15 protein-coding genes are annotated in these 19,909 nt (G+C 69.5%); 3 read left to right on the forward strand and 12 right to left on the reverse strand.

Features of this window, described 5'->3' with window-relative positions; all coding sequences use genetic code 11:
- Positions 1-320: 320 nt before the first annotated feature.
- From AWZ10_RS05180 to AWZ10_RS05190, 3 genes are all read right to left on the reverse strand, one after another.
- The gene (locus tag AWZ10_RS05180) at positions 321-926 is read right to left on the reverse strand and encodes a hypothetical protein (RefSeq protein WP_078935342.1); all 606 of its coding nucleotides are present in this window, start codon (positions 924-926) and stop codon (positions 321-323) included.
- A gap of 68 nt (positions 927-994) precedes the next feature.
- Complete coding sequence (locus AWZ10_RS05185; protein ID WP_060890553.1) at positions 995-1,696, reverse strand: ribonuclease HII; 702 nt, start codon at positions 1,694-1,696, stop codon at positions 995-997.
- Between the two features lie 82 nt (positions 1,697-1,778).
- On the reverse strand, positions 1,779-2,402 hold the full coding sequence (locus tag AWZ10_RS05190; protein WP_060890554.1) for a TetR/AcrR family transcriptional regulator: 624 nt from the start codon (positions 2,400-2,402) through the stop codon (positions 1,779-1,781).
- Between the two features lie 171 nt (positions 2,403-2,573).
- Between AWZ10_RS05190 and AWZ10_RS05195 the strand changes: the two genes are divergently transcribed.
- Positions 2,574-4,124 (forward strand): MFS transporter, encoded by a 1,551-nt coding sequence (locus AWZ10_RS05195; protein ID WP_060890555.1) that lies wholly within the window; start codon positions 2,574-2,576, stop codon positions 4,122-4,124.
- 97 nt (positions 4,125-4,221) lie between these two features.
- Here AWZ10_RS05195 and AWZ10_RS05200 read toward each other — a convergent pair whose 3' ends face one another.
- The 4 genes from AWZ10_RS05200 to AWZ10_RS05215 all read right to left on the reverse strand — a co-directional run bounded on the left by AWZ10_RS05200 (position 4,222) and on the right by AWZ10_RS05215 (position 8,414).
- On the reverse strand, positions 4,222-5,871 hold the full coding sequence (locus AWZ10_RS05200) for a DUF4153 domain-containing protein (protein ID WP_240439435.1): 1,650 nt from the start codon (positions 5,869-5,871) through the stop codon (positions 4,222-4,224).
- Between the two features lie 237 nt (positions 5,872-6,108).
- Complete coding sequence (locus tag AWZ10_RS05205) at positions 6,109-7,011, reverse strand: ADP-ribosylglycohydrolase family protein (protein WP_046704906.1); 903 nt, start codon at positions 7,009-7,011, stop codon at positions 6,109-6,111.
- A 12-nt stretch (positions 7,012-7,023) separates the two neighbouring features.
- Positions 7,024-7,683, reverse strand: a complete 660-nt coding sequence (locus tag AWZ10_RS05210; RefSeq protein ID WP_078935341.1) for a histidine phosphatase family protein — start codon at positions 7,681-7,683, stop codon at positions 7,024-7,026.
- A 125-nt stretch (positions 7,684-7,808) separates the two neighbouring features.
- A complete protein-coding gene (locus tag AWZ10_RS05215; protein WP_037700890.1) occupies positions 7,809-8,414 on the reverse strand; it encodes a YdbC family protein in 606 nt (201 codons plus the stop codon).
- Between the two features lie 154 nt (positions 8,415-8,568).
- On the opposite strand from AWZ10_RS05215, the gene AWZ10_RS05220 reads away from it, so the two are divergent.
- A complete protein-coding gene (locus AWZ10_RS05220) occupies positions 8,569-9,102 on the forward strand; it encodes a TerD family protein (protein WP_046704904.1) in 534 nt (177 codons plus the stop codon).
- Between the two features lie 90 nt (positions 9,103-9,192).
- On the opposite strand, the gene AWZ10_RS05225 is transcribed toward AWZ10_RS05220, so the two are convergent.
- Together AWZ10_RS05225 and nrdR are read right to left on the reverse strand one after the other, a co-directional pair.
- On the reverse strand, positions 9,193-12,087 hold the full coding sequence (locus AWZ10_RS05225; RefSeq protein WP_046704903.1) for a vitamin B12-dependent ribonucleotide reductase: 2,895 nt from the start codon (positions 12,085-12,087) through the stop codon (positions 9,193-9,195).
- A gap of 159 nt (positions 12,088-12,246) precedes the next feature.
- Positions 12,247-12,810, reverse strand: coding sequence for a transcriptional regulator NrdR (gene nrdR, locus AWZ10_RS05230; protein WP_037700899.1), 564 nt, complete (start codon positions 12,808-12,810; stop codon positions 12,247-12,249).
- 538 nt (positions 12,811-13,348) lie between these two features.
- On the opposite strand from nrdR, the gene lexA reads away from it, so the two are divergent.
- Positions 13,349-14,125 carry a transcriptional repressor LexA gene (gene lexA / locus AWZ10_RS05235; RefSeq protein ID WP_037700901.1) on the forward strand — a complete coding sequence of 259 codons (777 nt, stop codon included), beginning with the start codon at positions 13,349-13,351 and terminating at the stop codon, positions 14,123-14,125.
- A 188-nt stretch (positions 14,126-14,313) separates the two neighbouring features.
- Here lexA and AWZ10_RS05240 read toward each other — a convergent pair whose 3' ends face one another.
- The 3 genes from AWZ10_RS05240 to AWZ10_RS05250 all read right to left on the reverse strand — a co-directional run bounded on the left by AWZ10_RS05240 (position 14,314) and on the right by AWZ10_RS05250 (position 19,756).
- The gene (locus AWZ10_RS05240) at positions 14,314-16,308 is read right to left on the reverse strand and encodes an ATP-dependent DNA helicase (RefSeq protein ID WP_046704902.1); all 1,995 of its coding nucleotides are present in this window, start codon (positions 16,306-16,308) and stop codon (positions 14,314-14,316) included.
- 204 nt (positions 16,309-16,512) lie between these two features.
- Entirely contained in the window at positions 16,513-17,259 is a 747-nt protein-coding gene (locus tag AWZ10_RS05245) for a GNAT family N-acetyltransferase (protein ID WP_060890557.1), read from the reverse strand.
- Positions 17,260-17,359: 100 nt separating this feature from the next.
- Entirely contained in the window at positions 17,360-19,756 is a 2,397-nt protein-coding gene (locus AWZ10_RS05250; protein ID WP_244172398.1) for an IucA/IucC family protein, read from the reverse strand.
- Positions 19,757-19,909: the final 153 nt, after the last annotated feature.

Below are 19,909 nucleotides of genomic sequence, written 5' to 3' on the forward strand. Positions count from 1 at the left end.
ACGGTCGGCCCCGGCTGACGCCTCTTGACAGCCGGCCACGGCAGCCGCTCCCGCAACTCCCGCAGGACCACCGGCACCCTCGCACCCTCAGCCCACACGACACCAGGATCCGGCCCGCACCGCACCGCACCGACAAGGCACGAGGCATCCGCGCACGAACTCTCCCGCGAAGCCCTCCCGGACACGCCGAAACACCCCGCAGGCACGCCGAAGCGCCCGTCGCGGGGTGTGGCCGTGGTGGCACCCTGGTCGTTGTCCGGTGGCGCGAACAGCTCCCCGGCGAGCCCTGAAGGGCCGACTGGGGCGAGGTCCGCAGTCGCTCAGACTCCGGCGCCCAGCACCGAGTTGATCGTCTGCGGGTCACCGCACACGATCAGCAGGGTCCGGGCCCGGCCGAGGGCCTTGGGCAGCGCCTGCGCGGCGACGGACTCGGTTCCGCCGTTGACGGCGACCACGACCACGGGACGCGTCGCGGCCCGCTCGACGGCCGAGGCATCGGCGTAGAAGACGTCGTCGCCCGCGTCGTGCTGGGCCCAGTACGAGGCCTCGCCGAAGGAGAGTTCGTGGTCGGCCCACGGATGCGACTCACCGGTGGTGATCACCAGCACGTCGCCGGGGGCACGGCCCGACTCCAGCAGCAGGTCGACGGCTTCCTCTGCGGAGTCCAGCGCGCCCTCGACCGAGGCCGGGACCAGTTGGATCTGCGGGGTGGCGGCAGGAGCGGACGGCCCGGGCTTGACCGCGGCGTGCGCCGCGCGCTGGGCCGGCACCGGCCGGGCAGGACCCGGACGACCGGGACGCGGCGGAGCCGCGGGACGGGGACCGGGTACGGGACGGGGGGTCGGTGCGACCCGGCCGCTGGCCGGAGTGGCACGCGGGCCCTGGGCACTCTCGTGAATCTGAGGCTCCTCGGGAATGAGAGGCATGAGCTGATTTTTATCAAACGCTGGTGCGACCCGCGTCGGCGGGTGGCACATGAGTGCGAACGAATCCGTCAGAAGTCGAAGCCGAGCTGGCCCTCGATCTTTGGAACGTTTCCGTCCGCCCAGGTGCGGGCCTTCTTGAGGTGCCGCCACTGGGGCAGCGCATCAAGATACGCCCACGACAACCGGTGGTACGGGGTGGGTCCCCGCTCCGCCAGAGCGGCCTTGTGGACAGGCGACGGGTACCCGGCGTTGGCCGCGAAACCGAAGTCTGCATGGTCGAGACCCAGTTCGGCCATCATTTTGTCGCGCTGAACCTTGGCGATCACCGAGGCGGCCGCCACAGCGACGCAGGACTGATCGCCTTTGATCACCGTACGGACCCGCCAGGGTGAGCCCAGGTAGTCGTGCTTGCCGTCGAGGATGACCGCGTCGGGCCTCACCGGAAGCGCCTCGAGGGCCCGTACCGCTGCCAGCCGCAGTGCGGCCGTCATGCCCAGGTCGTCGATCTCCTCCGGAGAGGCGTGACCGAGGGCGTGCGACGTCACCCACTTCAGCAGCTCCTCGGAGAGCGACTTGCGTCGCTTGATCGTCAGGAGCTTGGAGTCGGTGAGGCCCTCGGGTGGTCGGCGCAGTCCGGTGACCGCCGCACAGACGGTGACGGGGCCGGCCCACGCTCCGCGCCCCACCTCGTCGACACCGGCAATGATCTTCGCTCCGGTCGTGGCACGCAAAGAGCGCTCGACGGTGTGAGTAGGTGGTTCGTACGGCATGGCGCCCTTAGCCTACGCCGCCCGCACCCCCACACGACACCCAGGTTTCCCAGGGCATTCCCAGCCCTCTCGCCGCCCCGGTTCAGGCGCCTCGCCGACACAGCAACGGCACCATCAACTGGTCGATCATCTCCTCGAGGTCACGCTCGCTCCATTCGCTCCCGCACATCTTTGAGCGATACATCATCATGGCCGGAATCGCATCGAAGACATAACTGTTGGCCGCGTCTTTCCGCACCTCTCCACGCCCGATTCCACGCTCAATCACCTTTCGCAGAAGCTTGACCGTCGGCTCCACGACGCCCCCGATGATCACACCATGGAAGCGCTCGGCCTGAATATTGTCGCATTCGTGAATCACCGAACGCAGAGCAAACCCTGGCTGGGAGAACATCGCCTCGCGCGCCTGCCGGCACAGCTGGAGCAGATCCTCGCGCACACTCCCGAGATCCGGCGCCTCCTCGAAGCGCGGCAGCCCCGCCTGGAGCGCGTCGGCCACGAGGTCCTCCTTCGAGGGCCAGCGGCGGTAGACCGCCGCCTTGCCCGTCTGGGCGCCGGCGGCGACCCCCTCCATGGTGAGGCCGCTCCAGCCGACCGTACTGAGCTGTTCGAGCGCGGCATCGAGGATCGCGCGCTCGAGCACGGCGCCGCGCCGACGCGGGGAGGCCGTCTGAGCGGGAGCGGCCGTCCAGCGCGAAGTGACCATCTGTGTTTCTCCGTTGAGCCGAGGGGTGGGGATGCGAGAAGCGGAAGCGCTGGGGCGACGCACACCACGGCGGCGACTTCAATGAACGCTTGCGTTCACTAAGGGGGACTCACTACCGTGGACGCGTCAGTGAACGCAAGCGTTCACTAAGGCAGTTGTGGGGGACCCATAGTGACGACCTCTCCGTTGATTCAGGATCAGAAGCCGGGAGCTGCCCGCCGGGAGGGGCACCCCGGCATCGCGCTCACCGTCATCGCGGCCTGCCAACTCATGGTGGTACTCGACGCGACGATTGTGAACATCGCACTCCCGCACATTCAAGACGCGCTCAAATTCAGCACCACCGACCTGACATGGGTGGTCAGCGCCTACACGCTGACTTTCGGCGGCCTGCTGCTCCTGGGCGGACGGGCCGGTGACATACTCGGCCGCCGCCGTGTCTTCATGACCGGAATTCTCGTCTTCACGCTCGCCTCGCTGCTCGGCGGACTCGCCCAGGAGCCCTGGCAGCTGCTGGCGGCTCGGGCGCTCCAGGGCGTCGGTGGGGCGATCGCGTCGCCGACCGCGCTGGCGCTCATCACCACGACGTTCCCCGAAGGGCCCGAGCGGAACCGGGCGTTCGGCGTCTTCGCCGCGGTCTCCGCAGGTGGCGGCGCCATCGGTCTGCTCGCGGGCGGCATGCTCACCGAGTGGCTCGACTGGCGGTGGGTGCTGTTCGTCAACGTGCCCATCGGCGTCCTGATCGCCGTCCTCGCCCCGATGTACATCAGCGAGTCCGAGCGACACCCGGGACGGTTCGACATCGCGGGCGCGCTCACCTCGACGGCCGGCATGGCCTCGCTGGTCTACGGGTTCATCCGCGCGGCGGAGGACGGCTGGCGCGACAGCCTGGCCATCGGTTCCTTCGCGGCGGCGGTGGTCCTGCTGCTGGTGTTCGGCTTCATCGAGAGGCGGGCCAAGGAGCCCATCACCCCACTGAGGATGTTCCGCGACCGCAATCGCTCGGGCACGTACGTGATCATGCTGAGCCTCGCCGCGGCGATGTTCGGGATGTTCTTCTTCATCGTGCTGTTCGTGCAGAACGTGCTGCAATACACGCCGATCGAGGCCGGCCTGGCCTTCCTCCCGGTGACCGTCGCGATCGTCACGGGTGCCGGTCTGTCCCAGCGGTTCCTGCCGGTGCTCGGACCCAAGCCGTTCATGGTGGCCGGTTCGACGATGGTCGTTCTCGGCCTGGGCTGGCAGACCTTCATCAGTCCCGACAGCTCCTACGCCGGCGGGGTGCTCGGCCCGATGGTGGTGTTCGGCTTCGGCATGGGCCTGAACTTCGTGACGCTCACCCTGACGGCGGTCTCCGGGGTCGCCCAGCACGAGGCGGGCGCGGCCTCCGGTCTACTCAACGTCACACAGCAGGTGGGGGGTTCGCTCGGCCTGTCCATCCTCACCACGGTCTTCGGTACGGCCAGCCGTGACGAGGCGGACAAGCAGGTGCAGCTCTTCATGACCCAGGCCACGGACGAGCAGAAGGCCGAGTTCGCCAGGACCCAGCAGCTGCCCGCCCCCTGGGGTCACGAAGTGCTCGCCCAGGGCATCTCGACGGCGTTCGTCCCGGCCGTCGCGATGGCCGTACTGGCCCTGGTCACCGCCATCTTCGTGATCAGGGTCCGCAAGAGCGACCTGGAAGCCCTCTCCGGCACGGCCGGCCCCGCCGCAGGCGGCTGACCGGACGACCGCGGAAGCGGCTGCGGACGGCCGGACCACGCCCTGGGGAACGACGCCAAGGGCATGGTCCGGCCGTGTGGAGCCGCGCGCCGGCTGCTCAGCGGTAGAACTCCGGCTCCAACCCACCGCACGCCGGGCCGCTCGCCCCCGGTACGGGCGGACGCTCGTCCAGGATGCGCCTGGCTTCTGCCTCGCCCCAGCTCGTGGCGTACCAGGGAAGGTGGCGCCGCTCGTTCAGTTCCTCCGTGATGTCCCACAGCACGCACGACCGCATGGGTTCCTCGAGCCTGTCCAGGGCGGGCACCGCGTCGGCGGACAGCCCCCTGGCATAGGGGAGGTCGAAGCGGCCCGTGGTCTCGTACCGCTCGACGTTGCGCTCGGCGATCAGTGCGTCCGGCGACGCCAGCCCGAACGCCAGCACCACGGCGACCGCGCTGACCGCGACGGCGCGCGGGAGCCAGCGGGCGCCCCACACCCCGGCGACCATGATGAGCACGATGACCAGGCCCAGCCACAGCTCCATGGTCAGCACCGAGATCCTCAGCCGCGTCAGCCCATAGGCCTCCACATACATGTCCATACGTCGCACAGCGGATGCCACGACAACGAGCGCCAGCGCGCACAGGGTTCCCAGCACACCGCGCACGAGCGTCCGGTCACCCGATCGAGTGCGCGGGGCCCAGCGCAGGGCGACCACGATGACCAGCAGGGTGAGCAGCGTGGCCATGAGAAGCTGCCAGAACCCCTGGCGCGCGTACTCGGCGTACGTCTGGCCGGTCTTCTTCAGGACGGCGTCGTAGCCGCCGAAGAGCACGGCGAGTTGGACGGCGTTGAAGACGGCGAAGAGCGCGACGAGCCCCACCAGCGGCAGCGCCCACTCCACGCGGCCTCGGGCGCGGCCTGCGGGCACCTGCACACGGTCCCAGCGAGCCGGCGCGGCCGCCGTACGGGCCGCCGCGAGGGTCCCGAACAGGCCCAGTGCGAGAAGCAGGATGCGCCAGGGCCCGTCGGACACGGAGACGTCGGGCACCAGAGCGCCGAGCAGATCCGCGAAGGCCGCGTCGGCCCCGGCGAACAGCGCGCCGAAGACGAAGAGCAGGATCGCGGCCACGACCAGCGCCCGCAGCAAGGGCGCCAGACGGCCTCGGTCGCCGCCCACCCGCTCGCGCAGCCCCTGCCAGGCCCAGGCCGGGCCGGTGACCAGCGAGGTGAACACACCGACCGGGCCGAGCAGGACCGCGGGCCAGGTGCGGCCGCCGTGCAGGGCGAGGGAGCCCGCCGCGAGCGCGGTGACGACAGCGAGGAAAGAAGGCCACTCGGCGGCACGCAGCGCAGGCACGGTCAGCAGGACGATCCCGCCGATGCCCCAGACGATCGCCCACGGTCGCGGGCGGCGGCCCGCACGCCGTCCGGCGAAGTACACGGCGAGCGTCGCGGGCACGGCGACGACGAGTATGTTGACCGCGAGGCCCTCGCCCAGCAGCATCATGCTGAGGACGCCGGTGGCCAGGGCGGCCCACAGGGTCGCGGTGCGGATCGGTGCGGGATCATCAGGGCCGAAGTCGGTCCGTCCGGGCACCGCGGGCGGCGGGCCGCCCGGTGTCGGTCCGGGCCCGCCCGCCCTGCGCGCCGGTACGACGTCCGTGGGCGCTTTCGGCCCTGAGCGGCCCTCCTCGGTCGCGGCGCGTGCCCTGGGTGCCGGGCCTTCGGGCTCCGGCGTGGGTGGTGCCGACGGTGTTTCGGACATGGGACCCCCTCCCCCGACCGGCCCTCGACGCCCATCCCGCGCAGCGCGCAGCTGCGGCGGAAGGCCCGTGGCCGGTCCCTCGTCGCCGCTCCTCGTCATGATCAACAGGCGGCGTGGCGGACAGGGTATGCCGCAGGAGAGCACGCATGGTCGGCCCAGGAGGGCACTGTGGCACTCCTGTGACAGTCGAGGCGATTGCGTACGACGGGGCCTGGGAAGCGCACCCGCTTCGGTCGGCTATCCCACCTGGAGCCAGCTCGGGAACGCTTCGGTGTGCGCCACCCATGCCTCGGGAGGCGTCCCGGTCTTCCCGGAGGCGACCACTCCGCCGACGATGGCGCAGGTCGTGTCGACGTCACCGCCCACCTGGGCCGTCGTCCAGAAACCCTGTTCGTAGTCACCCAGGGCGCGTGCCGCCGACCAGAGCGCGAACGGCACCGTGTCGTGCGCCGTCGTGCGCCGCCCGCAGCCCAGTACGGCGGCCACCGTGTCCGCGTCGGCGTAGTCGAGCATGTCCCGGGCGCGTCGCAGTCCCGCGCCCACGGCGCTCTTCGGGACCAACGCGATGACGCCGTCCAACAGTGCTCCCGCGCTCGGCGTTCCGGCCGGGTCGGCCGCGAGGGCGGCGGCAGCGGCGACGGCCATGGCGCCGACGACGGCCTCGCGGTGCTGGTGCGTGGGGTAGGCCGAGATCTCCGCCTGATGGGTGGCCTGCTCGGGGTCGTCCGCATACCAGGCGCCCAGCGGCGCGATCCGCATGGCGGCTCCGTTGCCCCAGGATCCCTGGCCGTTGAAGAGCGCGGAGGCCAGCTCACGCCAGTCGCCGCCTTCCCGGACCAGGCGCAGCAGGCGGTTGACCGCGGGGCCGTAGCCCCGGTCGAAGTCGTGGTGCACGGCGAAGGAGCGGGCCAGCCCGTCCTGGTCGATCCGGTGGTGATCCGCCAGGACCGCCACGACGGAACAGGCCATCTCGGTGTCGTCGGTCCACTGCCAGGGGCCGGGCGGGGTCTCACGGCGCTTGAGCAGCGGGTAGTTCACGGGCACGAAGTACTGCGAGCCCAGCGCGTCCCCCACCGCGAGTCCGCGCAGGCTGGACAGGGCACGCTCCAGGCGGCCGTCGGAAGAGGAGTCAGCGGTCATCGCCCTGCCACTCTATCCGGTCGCCCCGTACGACTCCGGGTTCCGCCAGCGGTCGAACGGTCGGTCGAGCGCGTACTTGCCGTCCTCCCCCAGAACGAGCAGCCGCATCTCCGCGTTCCCGGGGTTCGACAGCGACTCGAACTCCGCCACCGTCCAGTGGAACCAGCGCATGCAGAACAGCCGCATGGCGAGCCCATGGGTGACCAGCAGGACGTTCGGCGGGTGGTCGGGGTCCTCGAAGCTGCGGAACAGGCTCTCCAGGAAACCGCCGACCCGGTCGTACACATCGGCGCCGGACTCCCCCTGCGCGAAGCGGTAGAAGAAATGTCCGTACGCGTCCCGGTAGGCCTTCTGGAGCCGCACGTCGCCGGGGTCCTGCCAGTTGCCCCAGTCCTGCTCGCGCAGCCTGGGCTCCTCGCGCACGCGGACCTGCTCGGGATCCAGATGAAACGCCTGGAACGTCTCGTGCGTACGGCGGTACGGCGAGACGTAGACGCTGACGCGCTCGCGGCCGAGGACGTCGCGGATGCGTTTGCCGGTCTCCTCGGCCTGCTGCCAGCCGAGATCGGTGAGCGCGAGAGCGTGGTCGGGCTCGCGCTCGTACACGGTGTCATCAACATTGCCCGTTGACTCGCCGTGTCGGACAAGGATGATGCGCCGTGGTCGTGCCATGCCAAGACCCTAAAGGGGACGACGGCGGATCGAGCACTCGTCCGGGTGTCATACGGCGTAGGTCACACACGTCCCGCACATCGAACCGTCAAGGTTGGAGATCCAAACCAAGCCGAGTTCGGCTCTCAAACGGTCCAGCTCGGCTCCAGTTCCACGATGTCGCCCGCCAGAGCCGCGACATCGGCCTCGAGCTGGGCCCGCAGGGCGAGGCGTTCGATGCGCTCCGCTCGGTACTTGCCGTGCTCGGCGGCCGACCGCCACATGGAAAGGATCAGGAACTCGTGCCCCGGCGCCTCCCCGAACAGGCCCCGCAGCATGCCCGGAGAGCCGGCCATCGCCGGGTTCCAGACCTTCTCCTGCATCAGAGCGAAGTGCTCGGCGCGCTCCTCGTGGACACGACAGTGCGCCACCCGCACCAGATCGGCGTCGGTGAAGCGCGGCTCGAAACCGGTCTTCACATCGAAGCGGTGGTCGAAGAGCTTGACCTGAATGTCCTTGAAGGTGCCCGACTGCGAGGCGGCGAGACGGTCGTGGGAGCGCGCCATGAAGGAGTCGTAGAAGGCACGACTCTCCCAGAAGGAGAAGATGTGCGTCACTCCGGGCCGCGCCCGGCTCCAACCCCCACCCTGTCCCCGGAAACCCGGCTCCCCCAGAAGCCCCGCCCACTTTCGCTGCCCCCGCTCGAAACCGCGGCGGTCCACCACGGTGCAGCGAATCCACTTGACCAGCACCGCGCCATGGTAAGGCCACGGAACGTGGCGGCGGTCACGCTCCGGTGGGTTGCACTCGGGCGAGCGCCCCCGCGCGCGTGCAAGGATGGACAACTGGCCTGGACCGCCAGGCAGTTCGACTCGCAAGCTCAGAGGAACGGGGAGGAGAGTTCTGTTGAACGGCCTCAACAAGGGCATCCGCAAGGTCGAGGTGTCGGTGAAGTGGGACCCCAGCCCCGCCGGACAGCCGCCGACGGATCTCGACATCATCGCGGCGACCTACCCGGCGGCCGATCCGAGCGGCAGTCCCGCCTACGTCGTGCATTTCGACAGCCGCTCGCCCGACGGCACCATCACCCTCAACCGGGACAGTAAGACCGGCCAGGGCTTCGGCTGGGACGAGATCATGACCGTGGAGCTGAGCCGCCTCGACAGCCGCTACGGGCGGGTTGTCATCGGTGTCGCCATACAGCAGGGGTCCGGCGAGAAGACCTTCGTCAACGTCCAGCAGCCCGGCCTGCGCATCCGTGAGGCCTACACGGTCCTGGCGGAGGACGACTTCGGCAGCGTCCTCGGTTCCACCGCCGCGACCATCGCCGAGTTCGTGCGTGACGCCACCGGCGAGTGGGCTTTCCACCCCGGTATCACCGGTTACGACGAGGATCCGGCGACCTTCGCGCGCGTCATGGGCAGCCCTCCCCGGTCCTGAGGCACCGCCCGTCAGCAACACCGAGGGCGGTGGAGCCGAAATTCGGCTCCACCGCCCTGATCTGCCGGTTCGCGCCCGGGGGCGCTCAGATCAGCTGCAACCGCTCGTCGAGCCGCAGCCCTCGCAGATGTAGCAGGAGCCGGCCCGCTGCATCTTCGTACCGCAGGAGAAACACAGCGGGGCGTCGGCGTGGATGCCCAGCTGCATCTCCACCAGTTCGGCGCTGGTGTGGGCCTGCTTCGGGGCGGGCACGGCCACCTCGGCCGCGGCCTTCGGGGTGGCGACGGCCTTCAGGTCCGTCTGCCGCGGGGCCGACTGCGCCAGACCCTCGACGTCGACGTCCTCCTCGGTGGGCTCGTAGGAGCCGGTCTCCAGGTGGCGCTGACGCTCCTCCGCGGAGTGGATGCCGAGTGCGGAGCGCGTCTCGAAGGGCAGGAAGTCGAGCGCCAGGCGGCGGAAGATGTAGTCGACGATCGACTGCGCCATCCGCACGTCCGGGTCATCCGTCATACCGGCCGGTTCGAAGCGCATGTTGGTGAACTTCGAGACGTACGTCTCCAGCGGAACTCCGTACTGGAGGCCCACGGAGACAGCGATGGAGAAGGCGTCCATCATGCCCGCGAGAGTCGAACCCTGCTTCGACATCTTCAGGAAGACCTCGCCGAGACCGTCGTCCGGGTAGGAGTTGGCGGTCATGTAGCCCTCGGCGCCGCCGACCGTGAAGGAGGTCGTGATCCCGGGGCGGCCCTTCGGCAGGCGCTTGCGGACCGGGCGGTACTCGACGACCTTCTCGACCGTGGCCCGGATCGTCTCCTCGGCCTTCTCGGTGATCTCGGCCTTCTCCGAGTCCTTGGTCTTGGCGGAGAGCGGCTGGCCGACCTTGCAGTTGTCGCGGTAGATCGCGAGCGCCTTGACGCCCAGCTTCCAGGCCTCGAAGTAGATCTCCTCGACCTCCTCGACGGTCGCCGTCTCCGGCATGTTGACCGTCTTGGAGATGGCACCGGAGATCCACGGCTGGATCGCGGCCATCATGCGGACGTGGCCCATCGGGGAGATGGCACGCTCGCCCATGGCGCAGTCGAAGACCTCGTAGTGCTCCTGCTTGAGGCTCGGGGCGTCGATCACGTTGCCGTTGTCGGCGATGTGGGCGACGATCGCCTCGATCTGCTCCTCCTGGTAGCCCAGGCGGCGCAGGGCCTGCGGGACCGTGCCGTTGACGATCTGCATCGAGCCGCCGCCGACCAGCTTCTTGAACTTGACCAGCGCAAGGTCCGGCTCGACACCGGTGGTGTCGCACGACATGGCCAGACCGATCGTGCCGGTCGGCGCGAGCACGGACGCCTGCGAGTTGCGGAAGCCGTTCTTCTCGCCGAGGCGCAGCACGTCCTGCCAGGCCTCGGTGGCGGCGGCCCACACCTGGGTGTCCAGGTCGTCCATCGGCACGGCCGTGCCGTTGGCGTCGGAGTGCTGCTTCATGACGCGGTTGTGGGCGTCGGCATTTCGGGCGTAACCGTCGTAGGGGCCGACGACCGCGGCCAGTTCCGCGGAGCGCCTGTACGCCGTGCCGGTCATCAGGGAGGTGATGGCACCGGCGAGGGCACGGCCGCCGTCGGAGTCGTACGCGTGGCCGGTCGCCATCAGCAGGGCGCCGAGGTTGGCGTAGCCGATGCCGAGCTGGCGGAAGGCGCGGGTGTTCTCGCCGATCTTCTGGGTGGGGAAGTCGGCGAAGCAGATGGAGATGTCCATCGCCGTGATGACGAGCTCGACGACCTTGGCGAAGCGCTCGACCTCGAAGGACTGAGTGCCCTTGCCGTCGTCCTTGAGGAACTTCATCAGGTTCAGCGAGGCGAGGTTGCAGGACGTGTTGTCCAGGTGCATGTACTCGCTGCACGGGTTGGACGCGGTGATGCGGCCGGACTCGGGGCAGGTGTGCCAGTTGTTGATCACACCGTCGTACTGGATGCCCGGGTCGGCACAGGCCCACGCGGCCTCGGCGAGCTTGCGGAACAGCGCCTTGGCGTCGACCTTCTCGATGACCTCGCCGGTCATACGGGCCCGGAGGCCGAACTCGGTGCCGTTTTCGACCGCTGTCATGAACTCGTCGTTCACGCGGACCGAGTTGTTGGCGTTCTGGTACTGGACGGACGTGATGTCGTCGCCGCCCAGGTCCATGTCGAAGCCCGCGTCGCGCAGGGCGCGGATCTTCTCCTCCTCCTTCACCTTGGTGGCGATGAAGTCCTCGACGTCCGGGTGGTCCACGTCGAGAACGACCATCTTGGCCGCGCGACGCGTGGCACCGCCCGACTTGATCGTTCCCGCGGAGGCGTCGGCGCCCCGCATGAAGGAGACCGGGCCGGAGGCGTTGCCGCCGGAGGAGAGCAGCTCCTTGGAGGAGCGGATGCGCGAGAGGTTCAGGCCGGCGCCGGAGCCGCCCTTGAAGATCATGCCCTCTTCCTTGTACCAGTCGAGGATCGACTCCATGGAGTCGTCGACGGCCAGGATGAAGCAGGCGGAGACCTGCTGGGGCTGCGGAGTGCCCACGTTGAACCAGACAGGGCTGTTGAAGCTGAAGATCTGGTGCAGGAGGGCGTACGCCAGTTCGTGCTCGAAGATCTCGGCGTCGGCGGGCGAGGCGAAGTACTTGTTGTCCTCGCCGGCCTTCGTGTACGTCTTCACGATGCGGTCGATCAGCTGCTTGAGGCCGGTCTCACGCTGAGCGGTGCCGACGGCACCGCGGAAGTACTTGCTGGTGACGATGTTGACCGCGTTCACCGACCAGAAGTCGGGGAACTCGACGCCACGCTGCTCGAAGTTGATCGAGCCGTCGCGCCAGTTGGTCATGACGACGTCACGGCGCTCCCAGACCACCTCGTCGTACGGGTGCACGCCGGGGGTGGTGTGGATGCGCTCGATACGTAGGCCCCTGTTCGCCTTGGTGCCCTTGGCGCGGGAACTCCGTGCCGGACCGCTCGCCGTCTCTGTCATGCCGCCTCCCTGTACGGGCGAAAACGCCCTGAAGTGCCACGTTGTTCCCGTGACACGGTGTTTTGTCTTGTGTCGCGACCCGGCTGGCCCAGCCGTTCGCGACAGGCCTGGATCGCCGCCGATCGGCCGGACCCACTGGTCCGGCGATGCGGCTCGCCGTCAGTCGGCGGCGTTGGCGGGCACGGGGACTTGGGCAGCCCCTCCGGACCCGCGGTCGTTCCTCGGGCGCCCCTCGACCGCGTTCTCGACGTCCTCGTCGTTCGCGTCGGGGCGCTTCTCCTGCTCTTCCCTGAGTTCCGCGATGGCGGCCTCGAAGTCCTCCAGCGAATCGAACGCCCGGTAGACCGAGGCGAACCGCAAGTAGGCGACGAGGTCGAGCTCCTGCAGCGGGCCGAGTATGGCCAGCCCCACGTCATGGGTGGTCAGTTCGGCACTTCCGGTGGCGCGCACCGCCTCCTCGACCCGCTGACCGAGCTGGGCGAGCGCGTCCTCGGTGACAGGCCTCCCCTGGCATGCCTTGCGGACACCATTGATGACCTTGGTACGGCTGAAGGGCTCGGTCACGCCGGACCTCTTGACGACCATCAGCGAGCACGTCTCCACCGTCGTGAAACGACGGGAGCAGTCGGGACACTGACGGCGCCTGCGGATCGACGTGCCGTCGTCCGTCGTACGACTGTCGACGACACGACTGTCGGAGTGCCTGCAGAAGGGACAGTGCATGACTCCAACCCTCCTCACAGCACGACTCGATGGCCCCCACGAGCCTCTTGGGCCCCGCGGAAGCAGCCCCAAGCATAGGGGATGACCAAGAGCCCTAGGACCCGGGGGACCACAACTTCTGGGCTGTTGCAGCAATCCAAGCACTAGATGTAGGGCTTGGCACGTAAATCCGCCCACGGTACGCGTGTCGCCCAGGTATGGGCACGCGCCAGACGAGGGCACCGTCGCGGAGCGCAGCCGTGCCGTCGCTGAGCGGACGGGGATACGGTGGGGCACCGCGGAAAAAGGGGTCGGTACTCGGCCGACGGAGTACCGGGTGGCAGACTGGGCCACGCGGTGACAGTGGCCCACAAGGCCCTTCACCCCGGCGGTGAAGAGTACAGCAATCAGCCCTTTTGTCCGCTGGACCGCAGGCCCTACACCCAGACACCTGGTCACGTCAGACAATCCACGGTTTTTCACTCGAACGTGTGTTTGGCGCAACCTTTCGAAAGCAACTACCGTTGTGCTGCACGGGAGACCATCGAGAGGGGCCGACGTGACCACCACCGCTGACAGTGCCACCATCACTGCCCAGGACCGCTCCCAGAGCCGACTCGAGCCGGTGCATGCGATGAACGAAGCCACGAACCATGAAGGGCCCAAGCGAGCCCTGCCCGGCCGACCTCCAGGTATCAGGGCGGACAGCTCCGGGCTCACCGATCGGCAGCGCCGGGTCATCGAGGTGATCAGGGACTCGGTGCAGCGGCGTGGATACCCGCCGTCCATGCGGGAGATCGGCCAGGCGGTCGGCCTGTCCAGCACGTCCTCCGTGGCACACCAGCTGATGGCACTGGAGCGCAAGGGCTTCCTGCGCCGCGACCCGCACCGCCCGCGTGCGTACGAGGTCCGCGGCTCCGACCAGTCCTCGGTACAGCCGACGGACACGGCCGGCAAGCCGGCCGCTTCGTACGTGCCACTTGTGGGCCGGATCGCCGCCGGTGGCCCGATCCTCGCCGAGGAGTCCGTCGAGGACGTGTTCCCGCTCCCCCGCCAACTGGTGGGCGACGGCGAGCTCTTCGTCCTCAAGGTCGTCGGCGACTCCATGATCGAGGCTGCCATCTGCGACGGTGACTGGGTGACGGTCCGCCGTCAGCCCGTCGCCGAGAACGGCGACATCGTGGCCGCCATGCTGGACGGCGAGGCTACGGTCAAGCGCTTCAAGCGCGAGGACGGCCACGTCTGGCTGCTCCCGCACAACGCCGCCTACGAGCCCATCCCGGGTGACGACGCGACCATCCTCGGCAAGGTGGTGGCCGTGTTGCGCCGCGTGTGACACCCAGCGGCGGACGGTCGCCCATGCCCGTCCCCGCCCATGATCCGGGCCCCGGAATCCACTGCGCCGGTTCCGGGGTCCTGGGCTGTCCAGGGCCCGCCGAAGAAACACGGTCCGAGCCCTGAGTCCGTGCGCAGAACGGCCGGTGGCCTGTTCCCCGGAACCATCGGGGACAGGCCACCGGCCGTTCACGCCTCCGCCTTCTCCGCCTCTTCTTCCCTGCCCTTCGCCGCGCTGTCGATCGCGGCGAGCGACCTGCGGACCTGGTTACGGTCCGTCGTGTACCAGAAATCGGGCAGTGACGCCTTCAGATAGCTGCCGTACCGCGCGGTCGCCAGGCGCTGATCCAGTACGGCGACCACTCCTCGGTCTCCCTGCGCCCGTACGAGCCGGCCGGCGCCCTGGGCCATCAGCAGGGCGGCGTGAGTGGCGGCGACGGCCATGAAGCCGTTGCCGCCCGCCTCCTCGACGGCTTTCTGGCGGGCGCTCATCAAGGGGTCGTCGGGGCGCGGGAACGGAATCTTGTCCATCACGACCAGCTGGCAGCTGGACCCGGGCACGTCGACGCCCTGCCAGAGCGACAGCGTGCCGAAGAGGCAGGTCCTCGGGTCGGCCGCGAAGCCCTTGATCAGCTCGCCGAGCGTCTCCTCGCCCTGGAGCAGGATCGGGTACTCGGGGATCCGGACGCGCAGTTCCTCCGCCGCCAACTGGGCTGCTCGCATCGACGAGAACAGGCCGAGCGTCCGGCCGCCGGCCGCCTGGATCAGCTCCGTGAGCTCGTCCAGCATGTCCGTCCGGTCGCCGTCCCGCGCGGGCCGCGACAGATGTTTGGCCACGTAGAGGATGCCCTGCCGCGGGTAGTCGAAGGGCGATCCGACGTCCACACCCTTCCACTGCGGAAGGTCGTCCCCCTGAGCGCCCTCCGGCGCCAGACCCAGTGACGCGCCCACGCCGTTGAAGTCGCCGCCGAGCTTGAGGGTGGCCGAGGTCAGGGTGACGGAACGGTCCGCGAAGAGTTTCTCCCGGAGGAGACCCGACACGGACATCGGGGCGACGCGCAGGGACGCGCCGAAGCGGTCGTGGCGTTCGTACCAGACGACGTCCCACTCGGAACCGTTGCTGATCCGCTCCGCCACGTCGTGCACGCTCTCCACGGCCGCCAGCGCTTGCTTGCGGACGGCGTCCTCGTCCTGGACGGACTTGTCGCGCGTGCTGCCGAGCGCCGAGATCACCGTTCGGGCGGCATCGCGCAGCGCCATGAGGACGTACGCCAGGTCCTCGGGGACCTCCTCCAGGCGGCCCGGCAGGGCCAGCTCCATGACCCGCTCGAACCCCTCTGCGGCGGTCTGGAGCTGATCGGCGGCCTTCTCGTTGACGAGCTTCGCCGCCCGCTTCACAGCGCGGTTGACCTGGCCTGGGGTGAGTTCGCCGGTCGCCACGCCGGTCACCCGCGAGACGAGTTCATGCGCCTCGTCCACGATCAGCACCTCGTGCTGCGGGAGCACCGGCGCACCCTCGATGGCGTCGATCGCGAGCAGCGCGTGATTGGTCACGACCACCTCGGAGAGCTTGGCCCGCTCCCGGGCCATCTCGGCGAAGCACTCGGCGCCGTACGCGCACTTCGAAGCGCCCAGGCACTCCCTGGACGACACGGAGATCTGCGCCCAGGCACGGTCGGACACACCCGGGGTGAGGTCGTCCCGGTCACCGGTCTCGGTCTCCTGCGACCAGTCCCGCAGCCGCAGCAGGTCCTGGCCCAGCTTGCTGGAGGGCGCGGCCGCCTCGAACTGGTCGAAGAGGCCCTCCTCCTCGTCCTGCGGCACGCCTTCGTTCAGGCGGTGCAGGCACAGGTAGTTCGACCGGCCCTTGAGCATCGCGAACTCGGGGCGGCGGCGCAGCAGCGGATGCAGCGCGTCGACCGTTCTCGGCAGGTCCCGCTCCACGAGCTGGCGCTGGAGCGCCAAGGTCGCCGTCGCGACGACGACGCGCTCCCCCTGTGCGAGCGCGGGCACCAGGTAACCGAGCGACTTTCCGGTGCCGGTACCCGCCTGGACCAGCAGATGGGAGCCGTCGTCGATCGCCTCCGCGACGGCTTCGGCCATGGTCACCTGGCCGGGGCGCTCCATCCCGCCGACAGCGGCGACGGCGGCATGGAGGAGTTCGTGGAGTGAGGGCTTCGTCATAGCGCGACCACCCTACGGGTCACCACTGACAAACGGGTTATCAAGGCGGAAGCACGGGGCGGGAGGGGCGGGATCAAGGCCGGGTTCTCTTCGTCGGGAAGGGCCGATTCTCGGGGGCCGGAAATCGAGTCGGGTCGATCGGGAACCGGAGCGGCGCGGGCGGTGTACCAGGAATGACGGCATCACAGCAGATCCACATCGGATCTACATCAGATCACGCAGGAGCCGGTCCCTGACCATGAGGGCGGCCCGCTTGTCGGGCAGGTCGACTTCGGCGGAGAACCGGAATCCTGCGCTCAGAAAAGCGGAGACGGAGGGAAAGTTGCGAAGGTCGGGTTCGGCGATGACGCGGGCACAGGAAGGTCTTCTGTCGAGGACGAGATCGGCTACGGCGCGGAGCAGGGTCGCACCGAGACCCCGCCCCCGGTCGGCCACGGGTCCGATGAGGAGGTGGATTCCGGTGTCGTGCGGGCGAGCGGGGTAGTGGCGGGCGATGGGGTCGAGGTCCGCCCGGTAGATCTCCCAGTAACTCATCGGGGTGCCGTTCAGCAGCCCGAGGCAGGGCACGCTGCGGCCGTCGCCGCCGAGCTGGGTCCGGAGGTGGTCCGCGGTCACGTCCTCGGTTCCGGCGAGCTTCCAGTAGGAGGCCACGGCCGAGTCGTTCATCCAGCGGGAGAGCAGCGGGAGCTCGCGTTCGGGGCGGACGGGAACGAGGTGCAGGGTGCCTGCCGGGGTGACGACCGGACCCCAGTCGGCGAGGTGGTCCAGCAGCTCGCCGTGGGCCGGGGGCGCTCCCTGTACTGCCTCGGTCCTGCCGCCGCATGAGTCGCCGTCCTCGGACAGGAGCGCGAGGAAGTCGTCGGTCAGGCGCAGTTCGAGCGTGTCCTCATTGCTCGTCGGGGACGAGGCGGTCTCGGTGCTCGCGTCGGTGCTTGCGTCGGTGGGAGTCATGGCGACGCTCCTCTCAGGAGATCGGGCGGGTCATGTTCCTCGGGGCTGAAGGGAGTCGGAGTACGCAGACATGCAGGCTGAACAGCGACCAAGGGCCCGGTCAGCGATGGAGGGGGTTGGTGATGGTGACGTAGACGGACTGGGTGTCGACCGGGCCGACGAGTTCGTCGAGGCCGTGGAGGCGGGTCAGGAGGTTGGCCTTGCAGCGCAGGACGGGTGAGTCGAGCAGCCGTGCCGACAGGGTCGTGTTGAGCCGGCCCGGGCCGGTGGCCACATCCGTGAGGAAGCGGCGGAAGGCGGCGAGCAGGAGTCGCTCGTCGCCGAGGCGCTGGGAGCCGAAAGCGCCGATGAGGCCGAGCACGTTGTTGATGCCGAGGTAGTAGGCGAACCGTTCGTCGGTGACCTCGTCGGAGACGAATGTGTCGCTGCGCTCGCCGATGCCGGGCAGTCGGGCTTCGAGATCCGCACGGCGGGATGCGCGGAAGTAGTAGCCCTGGTTGTCGCGGTACCGGCCGCCGATGGGCCAGCCGTCGGGGTCCATCAGGACGAGCGTGTTCTGCTGGTGCGCTTCGAGGGCGATCCCGGCCTCGCTGTCCAGCCACAGCACGGGCCGCACGACGTGCTCCAGATAGCGCAGGAACCACTCGGTGGCGACGGTGCCTCGGGGACGGCCGGTGCGCCCGGCCAGGCGGGTGACGACTTCGGCGAGCCGCGACCGCATGGTGAATCGCTCATCGGGAGGGGTGTCACAGCGCTGCCGCAGGGGGCTGGCGGGGCACACCGGCTCTTGGCCGCCGGGGCGGTCCTGCTGTTCACCGGGGTGGCCCGCTCGTCGCTCGACACGGGCGTGCGGCATCGGTGACACAAGTCCCGCTACGCAGGACGCGTCGTCCGCCGGGCCGAACGGATTGTGCCGGACCATCACGTCCAGGCCGGGCAGGGGGTCGCCGTCCGGTGCGGTGACAGCCAGCCAGGCCGGGTCACGGACGATGCCGAACCCGGAGTGGGCCGCCTGCCACTGCGCGGCCAGGCCGGTGCGCAGCAGTCGGTGGACCTCGACACCGCGGTGGAGTTCCTTGCGGAGGTTCTCACGACGGGAGTTGGTGATGCGCAGGCCCAGCGAGAGCTTCAGCATCGCGGGGGCGCCGGTGCGGTGGACGGTACGGATGGAGGAGGTCGGGTGCCACGGGTCGCCGTACGGACCCAGGTCTCGGAGCAGACCGGCATCGAGCAGAGCGGCCACTGCCGGGCGGTGGCGGACCTCGCGGAGCTGCCAGGGGTGCACGGGCAGGGCGGTGTAGCCCTCCGGCAGCGGCAGCCCCGGGCCGGCCAGCCGTGCGGTCAGCTGTTCGGCGGGGATGACACGACCGCGCTCGGTCCATGCCGAGTCGGTGGACAGGACGGAGGGTGCGATCGCCAGCCAGTGCAGGGGAAAGGAGCCACGCAATTCCGGTGAGTAGAGGCGCGCCTCGGCTTCGGCGAGCCCTTCCCGGCTCTTCGGGGTGGGGTGCAGGGGGTGACCGAGGAGGAGAGCCTGCTCGGCGGCGAGGAATCGGTCCGGATGGTCGGCGGGCTCGGCTCGGCGCTCGGCGATGAACATGGTGACGCGTCGTGCGGAGTCCGCGACGCTGCGGACCAGGTCGAGCTGGTCGATCCGATCGTTTTGATCGAGTTGGTCGGTCCGGTCGCGTTGGACAAGCCGGTCGAGTTGGACAAGCCGGTCGGGTCGACCTGGTTGGCCGGGCTGATCGAGTGGGGCGAGTCGGCGGGGCGGGCCAGGGTGGTCGAGTGGGGCGAGCGGATCGGGGTGATCCGGCCGGCCCGTGGTGTGGGACGCGGGGGTGTGCGCTGTCGTGGGTCGGGGCTCGGGGATACCCGTCTCGTGACGGCCTCGCGCGGCTGCCTCCCTGGCCAGTAGGGACGCCACCGTGACCGCGTCGACCAGGGGTGCGGTCCCGGGGGTGTCGGCGAGGTGTGGCGGGCCGAATCGGTGCCAGCCGGTGGGGGACCAGTAGTGCACCGGGGCGAGGAGTGTCGTACCGGACGTGGGGAGGGGGATACGGAGGGTGCCGTCGTGGGGGGAGGTGAGGTTGTGTTCGCGTACCCAGCAGCGCAAGAGGTTCTCGACCGCTGCCGCCTGGGCCGCGGTGTGCGGGTCAGGGTGGTGCAGGGCGTCGGTGGCGGGGCCTGGCAGAGGTCCGGTGGTCCGGGTTCCGCCGGCTTGGCCAGGGACGGACCGCTCACGCTCATGACGTGGCTCGGTCGAATGGTCGGCCAGCGCGGCTTGGCGAGGGACTGGCTTGGCGGGGTACGGAATCGGCGCAGGCCTGCCGGGCCCCGGCGCGGCCTGGCAGGCCTGCGCTGGATCAGCCTGACCAGAACCCTGTTCGGCCGGACCGGACCCATGCTCAGCCCGGCTGGACCTCGGCTCGACCTGGCTGGGTGATGGCTCGACGCTCGGCGGGCTCGGGGCAGCTTGGAGGGTGCCGGCTTCCATGCGGTGATCGTGGGTGGGGGCCTCGGGGGCGGGCGGCGGCTTCACGGCGGTTCCTGGGGTTGCTCGTGCGGGAGGGCAGTCGCGGATCCGTGCTGGCGAACGGGGTCGGGACTTGTGTGGGCGGGAGGCGGAGTGGGGGCTGTGGGGGGGGGG

The organism is Streptomyces europaeiscabiei, assembly GCF_001550375.1.
In the GTDB taxonomy this organism is placed as follows: Bacteria; Actinomycetota; Actinomycetes; order Streptomycetales; family Streptomycetaceae; genus Streptomyces; species Streptomyces europaeiscabiei.